The sequence below is a fragment of the Mucilaginibacter hurinus genome (genome assembly GCF_003324525.1).
Taxonomy (GTDB): Bacteria; Bacteroidota; Bacteroidia; order Sphingobacteriales; family Sphingobacteriaceae; genus Mucilaginibacter; species Mucilaginibacter hurinus.
This window is the reverse complement of the sequence record NZ_QGDC01000009.1, coordinates 43,428-65,284: the sequence shown is the minus strand read 5'-3', so window position 1 is coordinate 65,284 and position 21,857 is coordinate 43,428. Positions and strand designations below refer to the sequence as shown.

Sequence of the window (21,857 nt, the reverse complement as noted above, 5' to 3'; positions counted from 1 at the left end):
TCCTGACTGTAGAGCCTCACCCCCCGCCCTCTCCAAAGGAGAGGGTGCTGAATGCTTTTTTATAAAGTCCTCTCCTTTGGAGAGGATTTAGGTGAGGCGTAATTAAGGCGGATTCATTATTCAGCTCAACCTGCACCTTTTAAAGAAGAGATTGCTTCGTACCTCGCAATGACGTTTTTTTTTGATTGTACCGTCTGACAAAGTAAAATTATGGCGCCTCACCCCCATGCCCTTTCCTAGGGAGAGGGGGCTAAATACTTTTTTAAAGTCCTCTCCTTTGGAGAGAATTTAGGTGAGGCGGAAACAAGGCAGATCTATAATTCAGCTCAACCTGCACCTTTAAAGAAGAGATTGCTTCGTAGCTCGCAATGACGGTTTTTTTGTTGATTGTACAGTATGAAAAAGTAAAATCATGGCGCTTCACCGCCGTGCCCTCTACCAGTGAAAGAAACTGTTTTAGCACTTCAACGGTCCGGATTAGCAATTGGCAGAGCGAAGCAAAATGTTGAGCCTTCGCCCACTTTGCTGGTTACCCATATCCGGCCCCCTTCGCGTTTAATTATTTCTGATGAGATATACAGGCCAAGGCCAAGGCCCGGAAAGGTATGCTGCATGGTGCCGCTTACACGGTAAAACTGCTCAAACACCTGCCCGAGGTTTTCCTGCGGGATGCCGATGCCGAAGTCTTGTACGCAAAGGGTTACTTCGTTATTTTCAATTGCGCTGTGTATGATGATTTTGCCGGCGTTTGGTGAGTATTTTATGGCGTTGGTTACCAGGTTAGTTATTACCTGCCCTATGCGCTCTTTATCACCGTAAACCATACCGGTGGGTTTAAGATCTTCTATCAGGGTGTGCTTTTCGGTGGTGCGCTGCAAGTCCTCAATTAACTCTTTTACATGTTCGTTAAAATCAAACTCACGATCGTTAAACTGAAGCTTGCCGGTATTTATTTTGGTAACATCAAGCAGGTCGCCAATGAGGCTGGTAAGGCGATTAAGCTGTAAGTCCATACGGCTTATCATGCTGGCTTCCACAGTCTCGCCTTTTTTTAGCAGCATACGCTCCAACACCTGGGTATACGCTTTAACACTGGTTACAGGCGTTTTTAATTCATGACTGGCGATACCTATAAAATCGTCCTTTTGCTGCTGTAACTGCTTTTGTACAGTAATATCCACGCAGGCTCCTATATAACCTGCAAAGGTACCGTCTGTACGGTACTGCGGGCTGCCGTTTGCTATACACCAGTGCACCGTGCCGTCTACGTGGTTTATCCTGAACTCTGATTGGTATAATACCCTGTTAGCTATGCTACTGGTAAATGCTTCAGCAGCGTTTGCCTTATCTTCCGCCACCACGGCATCAACCCATCTGCCAGCCGTGCAATCCTCATAGGTAAGGCCGGTCCAGTCAAGCCAGGTTTGGTTTACATAGTTAATTTTTCCATTTTCATCGGCCATCCATAAACCTGTAGGAGCCGCCGTGGTGATGTTGCGCAGCAGGTGTTCACTATCGGCCAGCGCCTGCTTGGCGGCTATTTCCGGTCGCATGTCGCGCATTACGGCGCCTACCGCCATCGGCGTACCGGTTTCAGGGTCGTCAATACGAATGCAGCTGTTAAATACAGGAAATATTTCGCCGGTTTTTAAATGCCGTACCTTCATAATGCCGGTCCAGCGGCCCTCACGTATTACATTGGGCAATACCTCACGCTGCACGTAGGCAAAATCATCAGGATGGTGAAGGTCTGCTATGGGCGTTGTTGCAACTTCTTCTTCGCTTTCAAAACCCAGCATATTGCGCCCGGCCTCATTTATATACGAGTTGGTTCCATCCATGTTAAGGATAGACATCAGGTCGACGCTGTTGGCCACCAGGGTAAGCAGTTTTTGCTGCTCTTCCTTGGCTTTGTTTTCGCGTTCGCCAAGCTTGTACAACTCAGTAACATTGGCCGGCGAATGCAAAAAATATTTTACATTACCTTCCGGGTCAAGTATTGGGGTGTTGCTGGTTGTCCAGTACCGTTCTTCAAACGCATCAGTACCGCGTATGGGTATATCATACCGGTAGTTATACATGGTATGTGCTTTTTTGGTATTGATGGCCTGCTCAAACGAATCAATGGTGCGTTCGATATTCTTCGACTCGGCATCTGTAGGGTTAGCCGGGAAGGCACCGAAAACCGATTTACCCACCAATGTTTCGCGGGTGGTGTTGGTGGAATTAAGATAAGCCTGGTTTACATCGAGTATAGTATACACCGGACCATCAGGTGCTATAACCAGCATCGCGGCAGAGGTATTGTAAAAAATATCCCTGTATTCTTCTCCGGGTATTGGTTTGATCATTCGTGTAAGGTAATTGCGATGAATTTTAAAGCTACGTTATAATTAGTGCTGCAGCAATATATCATAAACTAAATTACTAAAAGAAAAGACACTAAATATAGTGCTGTTTAAGATCGTCTTCTAATTATAGATACTTTATTGCTGCTTCGCCGGATATTCAGTTGTCGTCGCGTCGTTAAGAGGGTTATGTCCGTCAAAATCTTTGTATAAGAAATACTCTTCTGATAATTGTTGTGAAAGTGCCGAATGTAGCTCGATTTGTCTATCAAGTTCCTTAATTGCTTTAGCGTTCCCATGAATTAAGGCAATCACTTCTATCATACGCTTGATATGTTCTACATTTCCGGGTTCTTTTAATAATCTCTTATCGTAAATACTTTTCGCCAAATAAAAGATTTTGGTTGCTGAATCAACCTTGCCTGTCTTCTTCAAATACATCCCTTTATGAAGTAAAATTGCAGGGTCGTTATTAGTGAGTTTTAAAAGCTTATCAATAACTGCACTTTCTTCTTTATAGTTGTGCTTCTCACCATAAGCAACCATTAAATTCAAATGCGCAATAACATAAAGTGAATCACACGCTATTGCCTTTTTATACATTTTGATAGCATTGTTTAGTTTAGTTTCTTCACCGTAACTGTCACCGAAGTACTCAGCGCCTTTATTATTTAAACTGATACAGTCTGGCGGTGGTCCCTTACGTTTACAAGCCGTTGTAACAAGCATTAGTAAGCACACTAATATTTTTGTGTTATTTAAATTCACGGTACGGTGACTACGTTATCTTAACGCTAATATAATAAATCGCTACATTTACACTATGCAGCCCAACAACCCGCTACACGGCAAAACGCTTGAAGCCATACTTACCGAACTGGTGGCCCATTATGGCTGGCCGGAACTGGGCTGGCGCATCCGCATCAATTGCTTTAATGATGATCCGAGCATTAAATCAAGCCTTAAGTTTTTGCGCAAAACAGAGTGGGCACGAAAGAAGGTTGAAGAATTATACTTGAGTACAAAATTTCAAGCGGCTAAATAATGTGTTACCTGTTATCAGACCAGACGCCTGACAGGGTACATCTGCACATCTCGCCTTCTCTCCTGGTTCTTACTTCCTAAATCTTGATTCAATCTGTTTTCCTGAATCTGATTCAATCTGCTAGCCGTGCTTCCGCTTTTTATTCATTTTGGCTTTTTCGCCCGAACTGTAGTTGTAGGTTTTTGAGTTACTGGCCTTTTTTTGATGGAAAGCTTCGCCTGTCCCGGTATCTTTTTCCGGTAGGTTATCGGCCTGTTTAGCTGCTTTTTTCCCCTGGTCAATCACCAGGTCATCGGGCAAGTCGGCAGGCTGCATTTTTTGGCCGGTGGCCTGCTCTATTTTTTTAACGGCGTTAAGCTCAAGGTCGGTAGCAAAAGTTAAAAACAATGTTTCGTCGCCACTGGCCGCAGGCGCTTCGAGCGTTACGCGCTTTATGTAGGTTTCCTTTTCGTCCGGCAGTTCAAAATGTATCACAAAAGGAATATCGTCCAGGTCAAGGTAGTTATCGTTATCATTTACCGCAATAAGTAAACGCACTGCCGACTGTTTAAATTCTTCTATAGTTGCAAACCCGGTTTGCTCAAAAAACCATGGATTTAATATTGCAACCGCGTCCTTTAAATATTTGCCAAGGTTTTGGTAAATCTTCTCGGCTGTGGGGCGTGTGTTTACAAATACTACTACCCTGGTAAATACCTCATCGTCCTGCATAAACAGGTACAGCAGGTTTAACTTGGTGCCAAAGTTGGGCAGGGTGTACAATACCTGCGGGTGCGTGTCCATCGCCGCAACGCCTGCCTGCTCCACCTCAACCATGGCGGGCAGGTTCATAAACGGATCAATCATTTTTTCCAGCCTGTTGTGCATTACCTCGGTAAACACCAGGTGCTGGCACTTCTGCGCGCTGTTGGCTAGTTCGGCTACGGGCAGCTGCAAGCCCTGTTTTACCACAAGGTCGGCGTCGTCAATTATTATCAGCTCAATCTTGTTAAGGTTAAGGCCCAGTTTCAGGTACAAGGCACGGGCGCGGTCGGGCGTTGCTATCACAATATCGGCCCCATCTGCCAGGGCGTTCATTTGTGTTTCGGTGCCCGGGGCGGCATACAGCTCAACTATGGAAATTGATTTATTACGGTTAAGGCGGCTAAACTGTTCGGCAACGGCCAGCACACTGTCTTTATCAGGCACTAATATCAACACCCGCGGAACCCCGTCAGGATTGTAGTTAAAGCGGGTTAACACCGCCATTACGTATGTTGTTGTTTTGCCGCTGCCCTCGGGACCCACCACAATTACATCCTGACCGCCGGCAATACGCGACAAGGTTTTAAGCTGCACCTCTTTAGGCCCCGGGTATCCTGCTTCGGTTAACGATATTACCAGTTGCTTTTTTAGTTTTAATTTGTCCGGCCAGCTCATGTGTTGTTCTTTGTTACGGCAAAACTACCTTTTTAATGCCAGCCAAGCCGCATACAAACGCAACAAAAAAGCACCTGCCCAAACGGACAGGTGCTTTAACGATTAATTTTATACTGATTTTTTAAATTACCTGCACATTTACCGCGTTAAGGCCTTTTTTGCCTTCTTCTACATCGTACGATACTTTATCGTTTTCACGAATCTCGTCGATTAGGCCACTTGAGTGTACAAAAACATCGCTTCTGTTATCACTCTGTGAGATAAATCCGAAACCTTTAACGGTATCGAAAAATTTTACTGTTCCTTCGTTTTGCATTTTATTTATAATAAGTGCGCAAGGTACATATAACAATCGGCTAATTTATCTTTTGGTAAAAATATTTAACTATTGTTAAATTCAGATGACTATAGTGCCGGCACTTTAAACAGGCAAAGCCTGTCAGCAACTAACTAACAGGCTTTGCATAAGTATAGTGATGTTACACCTTTTTTACTTTGATAGCGTTTAGGCCTTTGGGGCCTTTTTCCACTTCGAAGCTTACTTTGTCATTTTCTTTTATCTGCTCAACCAGGCCATTGATGTGCACAAAAATGCTTTCCTGGCTTTGGGTATCCTTAATAAAACCATAACCCTTTGATTCGTTAAAGAACGTAACTTTACCGTTCCTTACCGGGTCTTCCTGCGGCAAATCTTCCTGCTTAGGCGTACCTATCTGTATATCTTCCGAAGATATTTTTCTCTTTTTTGACGGATCGGGCGGAGTATCGGTAATGTTACCATCCTCGTCAACGTACGCCATCATCTCGTCCAGGGATTTGCCTTTAGCGGCATTTGCTTTACGTTCCTCAGCGCGTTCCTTCTTTTCCTTCTGCTTCTTTAATCTCTTCTTTTCGTTCTCTTTTTTACTAAACGTTTCCGTTGATCTACCCATATATAATTTAAATGTTCTTTTTAATTTGGTTACAATATAGCTAAAACCTTACAAATAAGATTGAAGTAATTTAGATTTTGAATTTTGCCTTAACCGCAGCAAGGCTTTGTCTTTTATCTGGCGTACGCGCTCACGTGTTAATTCGTACTTTTCGCCAATCTCTTCCAGCGAGTGCGCGGCGGTGCTGTTAAGGCCAAAAAACAGCTCGATAACCGCCCGTTCGCGCTGTGCCAATATGCCTAACGAACGTTTGATTTCCTGTGCCAGCGAATCGGCCATCAGGCTATCATCAGTACCGGCGTCTTCATTTTGCAATACATCCAGCAAGGTATTTTCTTCGCCGGTTATAAAAGGCGCGTCCATGGATACGTGGCGACCCGCATTTTTTAAAGCATCGGCTATCTTTTCGGGCGTTGTTTCCAGATCCTCGGCCAGTTCCTCAGGTGTTGGCGGTCGCTCAAAATGCTGCTCAAGCTTTGACGACGCGTTGCGTATCTTGTTAAGCGACCCTACCTGGTTTAAAGGCAGGCGCACCACGCGCGATTGCTCGGCAACAGCCGATAGTATCGACTGGCGGATCCACCATACGGCGTATGAGATGAACTTAAACCCTTTAGTTTCGTCAAAACGGCCGGCAGCTTTTATCAGGCCCAAATTACCTTCGTTAATCAGGTCGCCCAGTGTAAGGCCCTGGTTTTGATATTGCTTGGCTACAGATACCACAAAACGCAAATTGGTTTTGGTTAATCGCTCAAGCGCGGCCTGGTCGCCTTCGCGTATCTTTTGCGCCAGTATCACCTCTTCCTGAGCGGTTATCAGCTCAACTTTAGCTATTTCTGTTAGATATTTATCAAGTGATTGTGATTCGCGGTTGGTTATGGATTGGGTGATTTTCAGTTGCCTCATGTTAGGCAAAGGTACCGAAAGTATTATGGACTCAATGTAATTAAACTGTTATCCGGCACTTTTACTTTGCAGCCACACCTACATTATGCTTATTTCCAGTAACATATGCACTTAAAATTCACTTTTTTATTTAAATTTATTTGTCAACCACGTTCTGCGCCTTGCCGTTTACCCAGCCGGCCAGGTTATTAACTGTAATTTCCATTAGCCGGGTACGTGCCTCTTTGCTGGCCCAGGCAATATGCGGCGTAATAAGGCAGTTGTTGGCCTTAAACAGCGGGTTATCAGCCGGGGGTGGCTCGGCCGAAAGTACATCCAGGCCGGCGCCGGCAATAATGCCATTGTTTAGCGCTTCGGCAAGGTCATGGTCAACAACTATAGGCCCGCGTGAAGTATTCAATAGAAACGCCGACGGTTTCATGCGCTGTAAATTTCGTTTATTCATAAGCCCCTGCGTTTCGGGCACCAGGGGGCAGTGTATGCTTACTACATCGGCCTGTTGCAGCAGTTCTTCAACCGTTGCCCAATTAAAGTTAACGCGGTGCGATTGGTTAGTGTGGGTACGACTGCTGGCAATAACCCTCATACCAAAAGCCGCGGCAATATCGGCCACCTTTTGCCCTATGGTACCAAAGCCGATGATGCCCATGGTTTTGCCTTCCAACTCCATCAGCGGGTAATCCCAATAGCTAAAATCGGGGGAAGCGGACCATTTGCCCGCCATCACCGTATCGCTGTGCCGCTGTACATGGTGTGTAAGTTCAAGCAGCAAAGCAAATGTTAGCTGCGCCACCGAGGCAGTGCTGTAGCCCGGCACATTGGTTACAACCACGCCCCTGCTTTTAGCTGTTTGGGTATCAATAATATTGTAGCCGGTTGCCGTTACGCCAATGTATTTCAGCTGCGGTAACTGCTCCATAGCCTCGCCGCCTACGGGGCATTTGTTGGTAAGCAGCACGTCCGCACCTTCGGCATGTTTAAGCAATTCATGCGGCGCGGTGCGCTCATATATGGTTACGTTACCAAATTGCTTTAGCGCGTCCCAGCTAAGGTCGCCGGGGTTAAGGGTGTGGCCGTCGAGAATGGTTATTTGCATGGGCGGAGCGGATGGTTACCTCACAAAGATAAGAACCATATAACATATTCTCCCTATGAAAGAACTCGAACGCCTCACCCAATAAGGCAGTGCGAAGCGCACTGCAAATGGTACCTCCTCCAATTGGAGAGGGTTTGCGCAGAACTGCAGTTTGCTATACCTTTTATGGGTGAGGCTGCACAACGATCTATAATACACTCTTTAAAAACTTCAATCCTTCCTTAGCAATGTCATCCTGCGAAGGCGCAAGTTTGCGCCAGATGGAAGCAGCACGGGCTATAACTTTTACGTCGGTAGTGAACGATTCGATAACTATGGGACCATTGTAGTTTACCTTTTTAAGCGCATTGCTCAGTGCAGTCCAGTCCAGGTGATCCTGCCCGGGGGTGCCGCGGTCGGAACCGCAGGCGTGGAAATGACCGAGTTTGTCGCCCGCACGTACAATGGCATCTGCCTGGTCCTTTTCCTCAATATTCATGTGGAAGGTATCATAATGCAGCACCACCGCTTCGTGGTTTACATCAGCTATCATTTTCAGGCCCTGGTCAACGGTGTTTATAAAATCGGTTTCGTAGCGGTTAAGCGGCTCAATGGCCAGTTTCAGCCCGCGCTCGTGCGCATAAGGCGCCAGTTGTTTCAGGTGACCAACTACTGTGTCCCACTGTTGCTTATAGTCGGCGTCCTCAACCGGTTCGGTACGGCCTACAGTGGAGTACATGGGCCCTGATAAGATGGTGCAGCCAAGCGTGGGCATAATATCCAATATGCTTTTGATATAGTCGACCGAGCCTTGTTGCTCTTCGGCGGTACCGCGCAGGTCGCGGCCGGGGCCGAACGCACCGCAGATAGAATCGCAAACAAGTCCGTTATCATCAAGCGCTTTTCGCACCGCGGCGGCATCAATATGCGCGGCATCTTCAATGGCCAGTTCAACGCTGTCAAACCCCCATTGCTTAAATTTAGGGAAAAGTGCTATGCTATCAGTAGTAAATGGCGAGGTGAATAAGAAAGTGTTAATGCCAAATTTCATGGGTATTTATGGTTATATGGTTAATTAATTACGTTAAGTACATCGTTACATCACTTGCGGCCTAATATATTATTTATTTGCATTTTATGTCTGTACATTACTTCAATGACATTTATTTTTCTGTTTTAAATTAATATGGCATTTTTGAAAGCATCATCCCCACGCCTAAAGCATGACCAATAGCAATTTATTTAGCAGATATGGCGCTATTGTAACTATCGGCGCGTTATTTTTTGCTTTAGGATTCATCACATGGGCCAACTCTATACTCATCCCTTATTTTAAGCTGATTTGTGAACTAACCATACAACAGGCGCTGCTGGTTACCTTTGCTTTTTACATCGGTTATTTTTTGATGGCTTTGCCGGCATCATACCTGCACAGTAAAATGGGATACAAGAACGGCATGATACTGGGGTTGCTTTTAATGGCATTGGGGGCGCTACTTTTTATACCTGCCGCTAACGGCCGCCAATACATCGTTTTTTTAACTGGCCTGTTTGTGCAGGCCACCGGGTTAACTTTGCTGCAGACAGCGGCCAATCCTTACATTATAACGCTTGGGCCAATTGAAAGCGCGGCCTCACGCATGAGTATTATGGGTGTGTGCGGTAAAACCGCGGGGGCTATAGCACCCTTGCTGCTTATTGGCGTATTGGTGCACAACGCCGACGAGATTGACCTTGTGCACCGGCAGTTGCTTACTGCTAGCGTTCAACAAAAAAACTTTGTGCTGGATGATCTTTCGGCACGGCTGGTTGGGCCCTACCTGGTTATAATGGCGGTTTTGCTATTGCTGATACTGGCGGTAAAGTTCATCCATCTGCCCGAAATCAAAGATCAAACTGTGGCTGCCGAGAATTCAATACCGCGCAGCGATGCGCCGCTATACAAGCACACCTACATGCTACTCGGCGCATTAGCCATATTTTGTGCAGTTAATAACGAAGTGCTGGTAGTTGATACCATTATACAATATGCCGAATTTAACGGCGCCAGCTTTCGCCTTGCTAAATATTTTGCCACCTATGCGCTGGTTATTATGATAGCCGGTTACCTGGCAGGCGCCTTTTTGATGCCAAAGCTCATCAGCCAGCGCAACGCGCTTATATTTTGCGCGCTGTGGGGCGTTGCGCTTACCAGCTTTACCCTGTTATCCGGAGGATATACCTCATTATGGTGCCTGGCGCTGCTCGGTTTTGGCAACTCGCTGCTTTGGCCCGCCATATGGCCGCTATCGTTAAACGGACTTGGCCGGCATACCAGCAAAGGCTCGGCACTGCTGATAATGGGCGTGGCAGGCGCTGCCGTTGGCCCGCTGGTTTACGGCTGGTTAAGTGAAGCTACCAACCAGCAGTACGGGTACTTTATACTACTGCCATGTTACCTGTTTATACTATACTTCGCTGTGTGGGGCTACAAAGCTGGCCGCAAACGGCTTAACCTTCCGGTTTAGGGATAGCCATCAACGGCGCCGTGCGAGGTATACTCCCTCTCGTCAATTTTAATGCAACGCGGATAAGCCGGTACCGTATCTATGGCACATGTCGACGCCTCACCGACCAATGGCACTGCAACTTGCAATGCCAATTTTACCCTCTCCAATGGAGAGGGTGGTACAGGCTCTGCGTTAAATGTTATCGTGTATTGGGTGAGTCGCACGTCGAAGCCTCACCCATCAATGGTACTGCAACTTGCATTACCAATTATACCCTCTCCAATGGAGAGGGCGGCACAGCCTCTGCTTTCAATACAACCCTTAATCGGGTGAGGCTTCTGCATAAACCTCGCCCCGTGAATGACACTGCAACTTGCAATGCCAATTATACCCTCTCCATTGGAGAGGGTGGCATAGCCCCTGCTATAAATACTACCGTTAATGGGGTGAGGCATAAAGCCACCTGGGCATTTAATGAAAGGCCGGTAACCACTCCGGCCTTTGCTAACCACATTTACCGTTAAACCAATGAATAAAAAGCCCTCCGATTTTTCCGGGTTAGTTTTATTTATGGCAATTTGTTGGTACATTTACACATACCAATTATCTCCAAAATACGGTAACTGGAAACTTTATTTTGTTTCATTTATACGTTGTTTTGGGTCTCTTTTTTAACCTGCCTTATTACCAATAGTAATGTAAACATGATTTCGGGGTAAAGGATGAGTTTCACCGGTAAACTATTTATCGCACTTTTTTTTGTTATTGTGGCAACCGGTCGTGGCAGGGCACAGTCGTATGATTTCAGGGGCTTCCAGGTTGAGCATGGCCTATCAAGCAACTCGGTTACCAGCAGCATACAGGATAAGCAGGGCTTTGTATGGTTTGGCACCAAAGACGGCCTTAACCGGTTTGATGGCTACCTGTTTAAAGTATTCCGGAACGAGGCGCACGACTCATTAAGCATAAGCAACAATTATATTTACTGCCTGCATGCCGATACCGACGACGTATTATGGGTAGGTACCGACCGCGGTTTATGCCGGTATGACCCTGTGCTGGAGCAATTCCATGTCATCAAAGAAACTTCCGCCACTTCCGTTACCGAAATACAGACCGATAAGCAGGGTGATCTGTGGTATATAGCCGATTATACCCTGTACCGCAGGGATAGTAAAACAGGCCGCATCAGCAAATACAATGAATCCGGCTATGCTGTAACATCGGTATGCCTGGCGCCCGATAACACCATCTGGATATCAACTATTGGCGGCTTGCTTAAAAGGTACAGCCGGTCAACCAACAGCTTTGCCGGGTTTGATGTTTTTAAAAACTCCAAAGCTTCGCTGAGCAAGTGGATACAAAAAATTGAATATGACGGTAACGGGCACCTGCTGGTGGGCACCATGAATTATGGCCTTAAATTGTTTGATACCGGCAGTGGCAGTTATAAGGACGTTGTAACCAAAAATGCTAAAAACCGGCCCTTTGTAACTGATTTTGTACGGCATACTAAGGATGATTACTGGATATCCACCGAGTCGGGGCTGTTTATTTATACGCCGAAAAACGGCGATTACCTGTTGCCTGTTAAAGATAATGACGGCCCGTTTTCAATTGCTACCAATACCACCAACGCCTTGTATAAAGACAGGGAAGGCGGCATCTGGATATGTACCAATTACCGTGGCGTACATTATTTTCCACGGCAATATTCGGCTTTTAAAAATTACACGCCGCGCTATGCAGGCAACTCAACCAGCGGCAATATATTAACCAATATAGCCCAGGATAAAAACGGCGATTTGTGGATAGGCACTACCGAGTCGGGCTTAAACAAAATGACGCCCGCTACCGGGGTATTTACCAACTACCAGCCCAGCAACGCGTCGGGCATAGCGCTTAATAATATAGCCGCGGTGCTGGTAGCCGGTGACCAAATCTGGACAGGTGCCTCCTACGGTGTTGACCTGTGGGATAGCAAAAGCGCCAAAGTAGTGCGCCATTATGATACCGGCACCGATTACCTGGGCAAGGGTAATATTTTCAGTAAAAACGTTTCGTGCCTGTACCGCACACGTGCCGGCGTTATTTACGCAGGAACGCTGTCGGGCTTGTTTTACTTTAATCCTAAACTCAACCGGTTTGACCGTGTAACACAAGTGGCTAATTGCTTTTACACTACCCTGCGCGAAGACAGCCGCGGCGTACTTTGGGCCGGCACATTTAAAGAGGGTGTTTACTTTTTTGATCCGCGTACAGGCCGAAGCGGTAATTACCGCTACACTGCCAATAACAGTCGTAGCCTAAACTCCAATTGGATAAATTCAGTGTTTGAGTCGGCTGATAAAACCATTTGGGTGGCCACCACAAAAGGTTTATGTAAACTGGACAGTGACCGTAAACGGTTTACCGCGTATACTACCGAAAACGGCTTCCCCAGCAATGTTGTGCTGTCAATTCTGGAAGACGCACGCAACAACCTGTGGATAAGCACATCGCGGGGATTGGTATGTTTCAAGCCGTCTACCGCGAAGTTGAAGATCTTCACCACCGCCAACGGGCTCTACAGCGATCAGTTTAACAGCCATTCGGCATACAAGGATGCCGATGGCCGCATGTATTTTGGCACGGCAAAGGGTCTTATCAGCTTCCATCCGGCCGAATTTACAGACAGCCGCGCCGCGCTGCCTGTTTATATTACCGGTTTCCAGGTGAATAATGAGGAGGTGGCCGTTAATACCAAATCCCCTTTAAAACGGTCTGTTATCTACACCCGCGAAATAACGCTGCCCTATAAATCATCCTTCAGTATTGATTTTGCCGCGCTTAGCTATACCACGCCCGAGTTAACGCAGTACGCTTACCACATGGCTGGGTTAAGCAACGACTGGACATACTTAAAAACTAACCGCAAGGTATACTTTACGGGCCTCTCGGCAGGCACCTATACCTTTTCGGTAAAAGCATCAAACACCGGCGATTGGCACAGTAAGCCTGCTGTACTTATTATTAAAGTTTTGCCGCCATTTTGGGCAAGTATTTGGGCCTATTTATTTTACATTACAATAGCCGGCACAGCTATCTATTTCATAGTCCGGCATTATCACCAAAGGGCTGTCGCAAAAAAGGAAAAGGAGCTATACCAGGCCAAACTTGAATTTTTTACGAACATAGCCCATGAAATACGCACCCCGCTTACCTTGATTAAAGGCCCGCTTGACCAGGTTATTGAAGCAAGCCACGCGCCTGCTATACAGGAGAACCTGGAGATTATGGAAAAGAATACCGACCTGCTGCTGGAGCTAACTAATCAACTGCTTGATTTCAGGAAGATTGAAAACAAAGGCTTCAGCATGAATATTACAAAATGCAATATTACCGATTTGCTGAAAGACCACTACCTGCGGTTTAAACCTGCTATCGAACAAAAAAGGCTGCTGTTTACCATTAACGCGCCTCAAACCTATTTCGCTTACGCGGATAAGGAAGCGCTGAATAAAATTATAAGCAACCTTTTTGATAATGCTATAAAGTATGCCAAAAGCCGGGTATATGTAACGCTGGTTGATACGGGTGAAAAATTTACAATCAGCGTAAAAAATGACGGCCATATAATAGCTTACGACTTAAAGGACAAAGTGTTTGAAACCTTTTTCAGGCTGAAGGAAACAGAACGGCAAACGGGTACCGGCATTGGCCTGGCGTTGGCCCGGTCGCTGGCCGAGTTAAACAGGGGCACACTGGTATTGCAAGAGCCTGAAGATGACATGAATGTTTTTGAGCTAAGCCTCCCTGCCCTGCCCCACAACCTGGCGCAGCAGCAACAAGCGCCGCCACCTGAGCAGTCATATTATTTTAACGAAGCCACGAAGGATGAGGCAGCTGACCGACCGGTTATACTGGTTGTTGATGATAACGCCGATATATTGCATTTTGTAAGCAGTGTACTAAACCCTGCTTACGAGGTACTAACGGCCCCCAACGGGCAGGAGGCGCTAGATTTACTCGCACAACAACCCGTAGCGTTGGTAATAAGCGATGTAATGATGCCGGTAATGGACGGGCTGGAGTTATGCTTGCGCATTAAATCAAAGCTGGAATGCAGCCATGTACCGGTTATATTACTTACTGCAAAAAACACCATGCAGGCTAAAATAGATGGGCTTGAACAGGGAGCCGACGCCTATATTGAAAAACCTTTTATGCCCAAGCACCTGCTGGTGCAAATAAAAAACCTGCTTACCAACCGCGATAAGGTAAAGGAACATTTCGCCAATACTCCCCTCGCCCCTATTAAGGCCATAGCTCACTCCAGGGCCGATGAACAGTTTTTAGAGGCGCTGAACAAGTTTATCCGCGATAACCTTGTAAATACTAACCTTGATGTTGAATTACTGGCCGGGCAAATGAATATGAGCCGCAGCACCCTTTACCGTAAAATAAGCGCTATTACCAACATGTCGCCGCATGAGCTGATTAATGTTACACGCCTTAAACGCGCCGCCGAATTACTTGCCGAAACCGATTATAAACTTTACCGTATATCAAGCATGGTCGGTTATAGCTCGCTCGATCATTTCCGGCGTAATTTCACCAGGCAGTTCGGCATGTCGCCATCGGAGTACTTAAATACAATGACAGTAAAAAGTTGAATTGGAGAGCAATGGGGACCTACTTGCTTTTTAAGAAGTAGCGTAGACAAATAATTTGTCTACTGGTTAAAAATTAACCATCTACTGGTTTAAGAGTTAGCGCAGCGCTCTTATCATAAAAGAATTAGCAAGACTCCGTCTGGGTACTATACGGATGATTAAGAATATCCCTCTGCTGGTTTGAGAGTTAGCGCAGCGCTCTTAAATCATAAAGAATTAGCGAGACTTCGTCTGGGTAGTATACGGATTATTAAGAATACCTGTCTGCTACTATCAAATGCATATCTTCAGCAACTAATATAATACAATGGCTACACGCTATCGCTTCGGCAACAACGAACTGCCGCACTTTATAACTTTTGCAGTTGTAAACTGGATTGACGTATTCACCCGGGAAGCCTACAAGGAGATCCTACTGGGAAGTTTAAAGTTTTGCATTGAAAACAAGGGTTTGCGTTTGCACGCATGGGTTATTATGAGCAACCACGTACATTTAATCGCCTCCGCGAAAGAAGGCGTAAAGCTGAGTGACATTATGCGCGATTTTAAAAAATACACCAGTTGGCAAATCATAGCAGCTATTAAAGAAAACTTGCAGGAAAGCCGTAAGGATTGGATGCTATGGATGTTTAAACGGGCCGGTTCGAAGAATATTAACAATGATGTTTACCAATTTTGGCAGCAGGATAATCATCCTATTGAGTTAAGCACAAACCTGATGATGGATCAGCGTCTTGATTATCTCCATCAAAACCCGGTTAAAGCAGGAATAGTAACGGAAGCGCAGCACTATAAATATAGCAGCGCTGTTGATTACTATAGCGATACCGATGGATTGATCCCAATACACGTAATAAGATAATTTCAAGGAGCATTTGAGTTCATACCCGGACAGAGTCCTCCATTTTCTAATCAGATTTAAGAGCACTGCGCTAACTCTTAAACAAGTTGGTGGTTCATACCCGGACAGAGTCCTTCATTTTCTTATCGGATTTAAGAGCGCTGCGCTAACTCTTAAACCAGTTATTGTAAAAAGTTGAGTTGGAGAGCAATGGGCACCTACTTACTTTTAAGAAGTAGCGTAGACAAATAATTTGTCTACTGGTCTTAGATTTTACTTTATATTTGATAACCAAATAACAAAAACCGCGTATCGCAATAATGGAAACCGAAGTTTTATCGCACAAAATTGTATTCATCAATAATTTTAAGGATGACCAGTCGCTTATTGATGAGATTTACGAGTTGACGGCACCAAGCTATAAATCGAGCATGCACCTGGTGAAAAAAACTGTGCTGTATAACCGCGACATCTATATTATACGTGGTGATGAGGGTGAGTTACTGGCCTTTTTTATGGTAAATCCTGAAAAGGTTAACGGCGAAGACACCTATTACCTTGGCCTGAGCGGCTGCCATGACGACCATAAGGGCAAAGGCCTGGTTAAATCGTTATACCTGCAGCTGATGCACGATTGCAGGCAGTTGGAAAAACAGCAGGGAAAAAAAATACTATTGTGGTGGACAACCGGCACCCCTATTGTGTACTACTTTTTTAATAAATACGCGCAGGGCGTACAGCCTGACAAGCAGGGAGGCTACACCGCCGAAGGCGAGCAGATAGTGCGCATGATAACTGCCGAAAAATATCCTGAAGATATCGCTGATAAGCACCACCCGTTTATTTTACGGGGCATAGCTACGCAAGTAAACTACTCTGATAAGGAAGTTGCCCGGATAGCCGCCGCAGGCAAAGAACTGAACGTAGATGTGTTTGAAAAATTTAATATAAATGAAGTAAACGGCGACAGATTTTTAATGATAGGTTACTCGCCCGATAACTTTTAGGCCAGCAGTAAAGCCAGCGCGTAAGTATCAATGATAATGCCGCCTTTCTCGCCCAAATCAATATCAACAAGGTAAGCATTGTCTCTTAAACGTGTACGCGGCCCAAGCGCATGTTTCTGTTTACTGCTGTACCAGTAAAGCCCCCAATTTTCAAGCGCGGCAATTTCGGCATTATTTAGCTGGTAATATCGTTTCAGGTTAGCTATTACCTCGTATTTAGCCAATTCATCTTCCTTATCGCCTTGCAGCAGTTGCGTAGCCTTTAGTTTAATGTTTGGCTTAGGGCTGTTAACTAATGTACCGGTAAATTCCCTGTCGGCGGTTAAGGCAAAATAATTTACAAGGGCAAATTCGGCAATCGCCATATTTATCAGGCTGTCGTCCTTCAACAAAACCTCTTTCAGGCGTGCGGCGCTGCTGCGTTTGGTAACCTGCGCAACATGCCTTACAGCCTTCATCTTTTGCTCGTGGTCAACAGGCTCCAGTACCGGTATCAAAATATTACGCAGCCTGCGGCTCATGATATTGTTAAGCAACTCAAGCGCAAATAACTGGTTTTCCGTATCCTCGTTTTCTGCTGAAAAAATTTCGGCTATCAGCTGAATTGAAACCGGATCATATATACATTTCAGCAGCTCAAACATAAGTTTACGCACCTTGGCGTAATGCATTTCAAACTCCTGTTGCAGTACGGCATTATTTAACCCCTCAGTATCATAGGCGGCGCACATCGTCCATACCATTTCGTGGGCATAGTTTATGCACAATTCCTCAAAATACGCGTCGTCCTCAATATACCGCTCACCGTGACTATACACGGCTACCAGCCTTACCCGCAGTTCAAAGTCCGACGCATCCCAAAGTTCGCGAAACAGGTTAAAACTGATGCCCTGCAGCCCCAGGTAATTAATGATTTCAGCACGACTGAAATAATTAGCGTTTACATGATAAGCTGCTATAAGTTTTTGCTTTAGCGCCTCGTCAGTACCCTGCAATGTAACGGAGGGGTTGTACACCGCGATTTGCCCTAACCTGCCGGCATTAGTGGACGATGCTTTAATACCCTCGCCTATTTTGGTATGCAGCTGCGGGTAAAGGCCCGCTATGCCATTGGCATCATCGGCGCTGATTTCATAGCGCTTAACCGCAACAGGCGGCGGTGCTTTGGTATTTTTAAGGTTAAGCAGGTAACGCTTAATTTTACGTTTGTAGTTAACATGCAGCCTGGCGGTAAGCACCAGCCAAACCAGTCCCGCTAAAAAACATATAGCGGCTATGGCCGTTAGGTACGGCATGGTGTTTTTTGCTAAAAATATGTTTGAAAAAAACACCAGCAGCAAGCCCGCTACAACAGTGGCTACCTGGTTAAGCAACCCATCAATATTAGCTTCTATCTGCATACGCTGGTGCCTGCCCGTTACCTGGTAAATAACCTTTGTTGCCGGCGTTAAAAAGGCTTTGCGGATAACGCGCTCGCCCCATTTGGCCAAAAAGATAAGGCCGGTAAGCAGCACCGAGTAATGCAGGGCAAATCCGGCTAAAAAAGCCAGCAAAAAACAGCCGGCAAGCATACCGGGCAGCAGCACCATCCCAAATTTTATACCCCTTGTGCTTAAAACATGCCCGGATATTACCGAGAACACCAGCTCGCCGATTTTCACTACCGTGAAAAATATGGCAAGTATGGTGGCAATATTGTAGCCGGTGTCATTAGCTAAAAATTGTACCGAAACCAGGTAAGCATAATCAACAAAGTAAATGGCAGCCACCGAAAACAAGGTAACGCCGGCAATAAGGCGGTAAAAATTATCTTTCAGGAAAAACGCTACGTTTATTTTTTGAGGTACATAACCCGACACCGCCACCGTATTGCTCAGCTTATTGCGGTTGTACTGGTTAAGCATAAACAATGGGAAAAAGCTTAGCAAAATACAAACCCCGCCAAATAGCATAAGGTTGTTACTGTTGCCGGTGAGGTGTGTTAAGCCCGAGGCGGCAAGGTATGCTATTATGGATGCTATGGTATCGCCGGTACCGGCCAGGGCCAGTAGCCGCTTGCTTTGCGACAGGTTGAAAACCCGCGCGCAAACAGAAAAAAATCCTAACGAAAAAATAATGGTAAAAGGCATGTTAAAGAGGTATGCCAGGTAAGCCACATATATCCCAAACGCTTTGTACCGCCCGTAATTGATAACGATAAAATACATTACAATACTTACCACGGCAAAACAGAATATCATTTCGGTGTAGCAGCGTACTATATCTGTTTGCTTTTGCCGCGCCCTGTACAGCTTGATAATAAGGAAGCCTACCACACCTGATATCATGTAGGCATAAGGCAAGTTAGCCACACTGCTGTTTTGAATAAGCAGGGTATTAGCTGCAACAAAGTACAATGATGTGGATATGCCGGTAAACAGGGAAAGCATAAACAGCAGCCTGAGGTTCATTTTTTCCTCGGCACTGTGAGCAAAAAGGCCCGATGAAGCCTTCAATTGGTTCATAATGCGTTACCTACGTTGGCAATTAACTTTACAAATATAATACGGCCCGGCTGCGGCACCCGCGACGGTTGTACGCCGCTCGCCGCACGTACACCCGGCGAATAGTAATCAACTCCGGTGATATTGTCTGCAGCGCATTGCACCGTAAACATTTTAGTAACTGCGTAGCTTACAGCGCCGTTAAACACCGTATAACCTTCGTTTACCGCAAACGGACTGCCGCTGATGGTAGTGTTTTTACCGGCAGGCTTATTTCCTACATAATTGGCACGCAGGTTAAGCGTAAGTTTATTGTTCAACAGGCGAAGGTTGCCGCCCAGGTTGGCCGAAAAGTCGCTGATATCGCCTATGCGCGTCCATTTTTCGGCAACAAGGCTTTGTGGGTTGGTATAAGTGGCGTTACCGAATACCGAGAAGTAACCGGTAAAAAAGTGCTCGCCGGTTAACTGTATACCCTGTATACGCGATTTGCCGATGGCCTGAAATTGCGTAGTGCGCGTGCCCGTGGTGTCGTACGGCACATTTACTGAGCCTAAAATATTGCTATACCTTGCATTATAATAGGCAACCTGTATATAGCTTTTAGCGCCAATAACCAGCCTTGCGCTAAACTCAAGGTTTTTTACGCGCTCGGGTTCAAGCGTGGGGTTGTTGAGCAGCCGTACGGTAGAGGTTGAAAACTTGTTGTACACCGATGCATCCAAAAAGGCCTCGGAATAAATGCCCTTAAAAATAAACTTACCGGGATAATAAACGGCCGACAAACGCGGGTTAAATACGGTGCCGTAACCAAATTTACCGTTTATTTTGTTGTTGTCCATCCTGCCGCCGGCAGACAGGTTTAGCCTGCGGGGCCTGTCCTGGTAACTTACCTGGCTATATACGCCCACATCAAAAACAGAATAGTAGTTGCCGCCCTTTATACCCGCCGCGGCGGTTCCGGTGGTAATAGGGTCAGCTATTCCCGACCGTACGTAATCGCCCTGGAACAAGCCTTTACGTACCTCTACCCCGAAATTTACATCTATCTTTTCGCTTATTACATAGTTTATGCGGTTATCCGTACGGAACTGTTCAGACTGTTGCGAAAAGTAAGTTGTTCGAAAGCTTGGCGCAGTGCCCGCCAGGAAATTGGCAAATGACACGTTACCATTGGCGTAGCCAAGGTATTGGGTACTGTGGGCTTCGTCGCCAAAGTCGCTTGAGCGGTAATAACTGAAACTGGTAAAATTTAACCGTTCGGAAAGATTACGGTCATACCGGGCGTAAAAATAAGTTTGACGCGCACCCCAGCTTGTGAGCGCTGCATTTACCGCGTAAAATTTGTCGTTATAATCTGACGATACACCCTCCGACCAATGCTGATACTGTAAGCCCAGCTTAAAATCGCCAAACTGCAGCTTGGCCGCAACCGAATAATCTTTAACAGGATCGGTAAAGGCGGTGTTGTGGCCGTTAATGCCTGTACCATTTTTGTAGTTGGCCTGGTCAAGCGAGTCTGCGCGTCTTATGGCCGCTTCTGTAGGAATTATCTTCGTACTGTCGGCACTTATATAGTGATACAAGCCATTGGGGTCGCTTTTCTTATAGGTATCCGCAAGCGCCTGCGTATAATTTTGCGTAAATACGTTCAGGTACCTGTTTGGTCCAAATTCATCCGCGTTCCATTTGTTGTCCCAGTCGGGGTATCCGGAAAGATCGTTATCGTTACCTTTATACAAACGTCCTGTTACGGAGAAGAACAGGTCATTTTTTTTCATCGCTACTGTAACGTCGCCATACCGGGAGTTCATGCTGCCTGCAGCTATTTGACCGGTGACGCGATATTTAGCCTTTGTTGATTCTTCCGGGTTGGCCGGGTTCACCTTAAAATAATCATCCGCACTTTTAGTAATAATATTGATTACCCCCACAAAGGCATTGGCCCCGTAAATGGTAGATGCCGGGCCGTAAATAACTTCAACCCGCTTGATATTGCTTAATGCGTACTGGCGGGTAGCGAAGGCCGAGTTTGACCACATTTCGTTATCCTCTACCCCATCTACCAGCAGCAGGGTGCGGTCGGTATTGGCAGCGCCGCGATAGCCCCGCTGAAACATTACGGCGTAGGTTAAGCCCGAGGTGCGCGAAATATCAAAACCCGGCAGGTCATGAAAAAGCTGCTCGATATTGGTATAACCCCTGTCCAGTATATCCTGGGCGGTAATAATACTGATGGTAGCCGGTGCGAGCTCAATATCCTCGGCCTTTTTTGATACAGAAGAAGTAAGGTTGGCCTGCATCATGGCGCGCACATAAGTAACATGTATGCGGAAACGGTCAGGATCGCGCGGGTCTACATCAAAATTATTTTTAAGCGACAGCATTTTACGGATAACTTCATCTGCGGTAACTGTTGAGTCTGTTGCCAGGTATGACATGGCCATCAACCGGTATGCCTGTACCTTTTCCTGGTAATTAAAGCCATTACTGTTGAGGCAGTTATTAAGCCGTGTTACCGATTCGTCAAACTTACCCACATTGTACAAGCCCTCCGCATCGGTAATAGCCGTAACGCCGCAATCCTGGGCGTGCACGCTGTATGATGCAGTTAAAAAAGTGATAAGCAATAATATACCGCGTAATTGTTTAGCCAT

The 21,857-nt window shown here is 46.0% G+C and carries 17 protein-coding genes; 6 read left to right on the top strand and 11 right to left on the bottom strand.

The genetic code is table 11. The features are described from left to right. Positions 1-464 precede the first annotated feature (464 nt). Both DJ568_RS15125 and DJ568_RS15120 read right to left on the bottom strand, forming a co-directional pair. Positions 465-2,351 (bottom strand): PAS domain S-box protein, encoded by a 1,887-nt coding sequence (locus tag DJ568_RS15125; RefSeq protein ID WP_114006135.1) that lies wholly within the window; start codon positions 2,349-2,351, stop codon positions 465-467. Between the two features lie 135 nt (positions 2,352-2,486). Further along, entirely contained in the window at positions 2,487-3,077 is a 591-nt protein-coding gene (locus DJ568_RS15120; protein ID WP_114006134.1) for a tetratricopeptide repeat protein, read from the bottom strand. Positions 3,078-3,171: 94 nt separating this feature from the next. On the opposite strand from DJ568_RS15120, the gene DJ568_RS15115 reads away from it, so the two are divergent. Then, entirely contained in the window at positions 3,172-3,393 is a 222-nt protein-coding gene (locus DJ568_RS15115; protein ID WP_114006133.1) for a VF530 family protein, read from the top strand. A gap of 120 nt (positions 3,394-3,513) precedes the next feature. Here the strand turns inward: DJ568_RS15115 and DJ568_RS15110 are convergent, their stop codons facing one another. The 6 genes from DJ568_RS15110 to DJ568_RS15085 all read right to left on the bottom strand — a co-directional run bounded on the left by DJ568_RS15110 (position 3,514) and on the right by DJ568_RS15085 (position 8,776). Next, positions 3,514-4,812: a DEAD/DEAH box helicase gene (locus DJ568_RS15110; RefSeq protein WP_114006132.1), complete on the bottom strand. Its 1,299-nt coding sequence runs from the start codon at positions 4,810-4,812 to the stop codon at positions 3,514-3,516. A 121-nt stretch (positions 4,813-4,933) separates the two neighbouring features. After that, positions 4,934-5,128, bottom strand: coding sequence for a cold-shock protein (locus DJ568_RS15105; protein WP_114006255.1), 195 nt, complete (start codon positions 5,126-5,128; stop codon positions 4,934-4,936). A 163-nt stretch (positions 5,129-5,291) separates the two neighbouring features. Beyond that, positions 5,292-5,744 carry a cold-shock protein gene (locus DJ568_RS15100; RefSeq protein ID WP_114006131.1) on the bottom strand — a complete coding sequence of 151 codons (453 nt, stop codon included), beginning with the start codon at positions 5,742-5,744 and terminating at the stop codon, positions 5,292-5,294. A 48-nt stretch (positions 5,745-5,792) separates the two neighbouring features. After that, positions 5,793-6,650 carry a sigma-70 family RNA polymerase sigma factor gene (locus tag DJ568_RS15095; RefSeq protein WP_114006130.1) on the bottom strand — a complete coding sequence of 286 codons (858 nt, stop codon included), beginning with the start codon at positions 6,648-6,650 and terminating at the stop codon, positions 5,793-5,795. Positions 6,651-6,786: 136 nt separating this feature from the next. Then, positions 6,787-7,746, bottom strand: a complete 960-nt coding sequence (locus DJ568_RS15090) for a D-2-hydroxyacid dehydrogenase (protein ID WP_114006129.1) — start codon at positions 7,744-7,746, stop codon at positions 6,787-6,789. Between the two features lie 187 nt (positions 7,747-7,933). Next, positions 7,934-8,776, bottom strand: a complete 843-nt coding sequence (locus DJ568_RS15085) for a sugar phosphate isomerase/epimerase family protein (RefSeq protein WP_114006128.1) — start codon at positions 8,774-8,776, stop codon at positions 7,934-7,936. 172 nt (positions 8,777-8,948) lie between these two features. On the opposite strand from DJ568_RS15085, the gene DJ568_RS15080 reads away from it, so the two are divergent. Beyond that, on the top strand, positions 8,949-10,232 hold the full coding sequence (locus tag DJ568_RS15080) for a sugar MFS transporter (RefSeq protein WP_114006127.1): 1,284 nt from the start codon (positions 8,949-8,951) through the stop codon (positions 10,230-10,232). Here the strand turns inward: DJ568_RS15080 and DJ568_RS17120 are convergent. Then, entirely contained in the window at positions 10,229-10,366 is a 138-nt protein-coding gene (locus DJ568_RS17120) for a hypothetical protein (RefSeq protein WP_158534949.1), read from the bottom strand. The genes DJ568_RS15080 and DJ568_RS17120 overlap by 4 nt on opposite strands. Positions 10,367-10,423: 57 nt before the next feature. On the opposite strand from DJ568_RS17120, the gene DJ568_RS17270 reads away from it, so the two are divergent. The 4 genes from DJ568_RS17270 (at position 10,424) to DJ568_RS15060 (ending at position 16,717) form a co-directional block, all read left to right on the top strand. Beyond that, positions 10,424-10,738: a hypothetical protein gene (locus DJ568_RS17270; protein WP_158534948.1), complete on the top strand. Its 315-nt coding sequence runs from the start codon at positions 10,424-10,426 to the stop codon at positions 10,736-10,738. A 198-nt stretch (positions 10,739-10,936) separates the two neighbouring features. Further along, the gene (locus tag DJ568_RS15070) at positions 10,937-14,869 is read left to right on the top strand and encodes a hybrid sensor histidine kinase/response regulator transcription factor (protein ID WP_114006125.1); all 3,933 of its coding nucleotides are present in this window, start codon (positions 10,937-10,939) and stop codon (positions 14,867-14,869) included. Positions 14,870-15,176: 307 nt separating this feature from the next. Beyond that, positions 15,177-15,731 (top strand): REP-associated tyrosine transposase, encoded by a 555-nt coding sequence (locus tag DJ568_RS15065; RefSeq protein WP_114006124.1) that lies wholly within the window; start codon positions 15,177-15,179, stop codon positions 15,729-15,731. Positions 15,732-16,030: 299 nt separating this feature from the next. After that, complete coding sequence (locus tag DJ568_RS15060) at positions 16,031-16,717, top strand: hypothetical protein (protein WP_114006123.1); 687 nt, start codon at positions 16,031-16,033, stop codon at positions 16,715-16,717. Here the strand turns inward: DJ568_RS15060 and DJ568_RS15055 are convergent. Together DJ568_RS15055 and DJ568_RS15050 are read right to left on the bottom strand one after the other, a co-directional pair. Next, positions 16,714-19,221, bottom strand: a complete 2,508-nt coding sequence (locus DJ568_RS15055) for an MFS transporter (RefSeq protein ID WP_114006122.1) — start codon at positions 19,219-19,221, stop codon at positions 16,714-16,716. The genes DJ568_RS15060 and DJ568_RS15055 overlap by 4 nt on opposite strands. Then, positions 19,218-21,857: a TonB-dependent receptor plug domain-containing protein gene (locus DJ568_RS15050; protein WP_114006121.1), complete on the bottom strand. Its 2,640-nt coding sequence runs from the start codon at positions 21,855-21,857 to the stop codon at positions 19,218-19,220. Before DJ568_RS15050 ends, DJ568_RS15055 begins: the two co-directional genes overlap by 4 nt.

Coding starts and splice junctions, on each gene's coding strand:
- DJ568_RS15110 (WP_114006132.1), bottom strand. CDS start 4,812: ATGAGCTGGCCGGACAAATTAAAACTAAAAAAGCAACTGGTAATATCG.
- DJ568_RS15120 (WP_114006134.1), bottom strand. CDS start 3,077: ATGCTTGTTACAACGGCTTGTAAACGTAAGGGACCACCGCCAGACTGT.
- DJ568_RS15125 (WP_114006135.1), bottom strand. CDS start 2,351: ATGATCAAACCAATACCCGGAGAAGAATACAGGGATATTTTTTACAAT.
- DJ568_RS15080 (WP_114006127.1), top strand. CDS start 8,949: ATGACCAATAGCAATTTATTTAGCAGATATGGCGCTATTGTAACTATC.
- DJ568_RS15085 (WP_114006128.1), bottom strand. CDS start 8,776: ATGAAATTTGGCATTAACACTTTCTTATTCACCTCGCCATTTACTACT.
- DJ568_RS15100 (WP_114006131.1), bottom strand. CDS start 5,744: ATGGGTAGATCAACGGAAACGTTTAGTAAAAAAGAGAACGAAAAGAAG.
- DJ568_RS15065 (WP_114006124.1), top strand. CDS start 15,177: ATGGCTACACGCTATCGCTTCGGCAACAACGAACTGCCGCACTTTATA.
- DJ568_RS15115 (WP_114006133.1), top strand. CDS start 3,172: ATGCAGCCCAACAACCCGCTACACGGCAAAACGCTTGAAGCCATACTT.
- DJ568_RS15095 (WP_114006130.1), bottom strand. CDS start 6,650: ATGAGGCAACTGAAAATCACCCAATCCATAACCAACCGCGAATCACAA.
- DJ568_RS15060 (WP_114006123.1), top strand. CDS start 16,031: ATGGAAACCGAAGTTTTATCGCACAAAATTGTATTCATCAATAATTTT.
- DJ568_RS15090 (WP_114006129.1), bottom strand. CDS start 7,746: ATGCAAATAACCATTCTCGACGGCCACACCCTTAACCCCGGCGACCTT.
- DJ568_RS15070 (WP_114006125.1), top strand. CDS start 10,937: ATGAGTTTCACCGGTAAACTATTTATCGCACTTTTTTTTGTTATTGTG.
- DJ568_RS15050 (WP_114006121.1), bottom strand. CDS start 21,857: ATGGCTAAACAATTACGCGGTATATTATTGCTTATCACTTTTTTAACT.
- DJ568_RS15055 (WP_114006122.1), bottom strand. CDS start 19,221: ATGAACCAATTGAAGGCTTCATCGGGCCTTTTTGCTCACAGTGCCGAG.
- DJ568_RS15105 (WP_114006255.1), bottom strand. CDS start 5,128: ATGCAAAACGAAGGAACAGTAAAATTTTTCGATACCGTTAAAGGTTTC.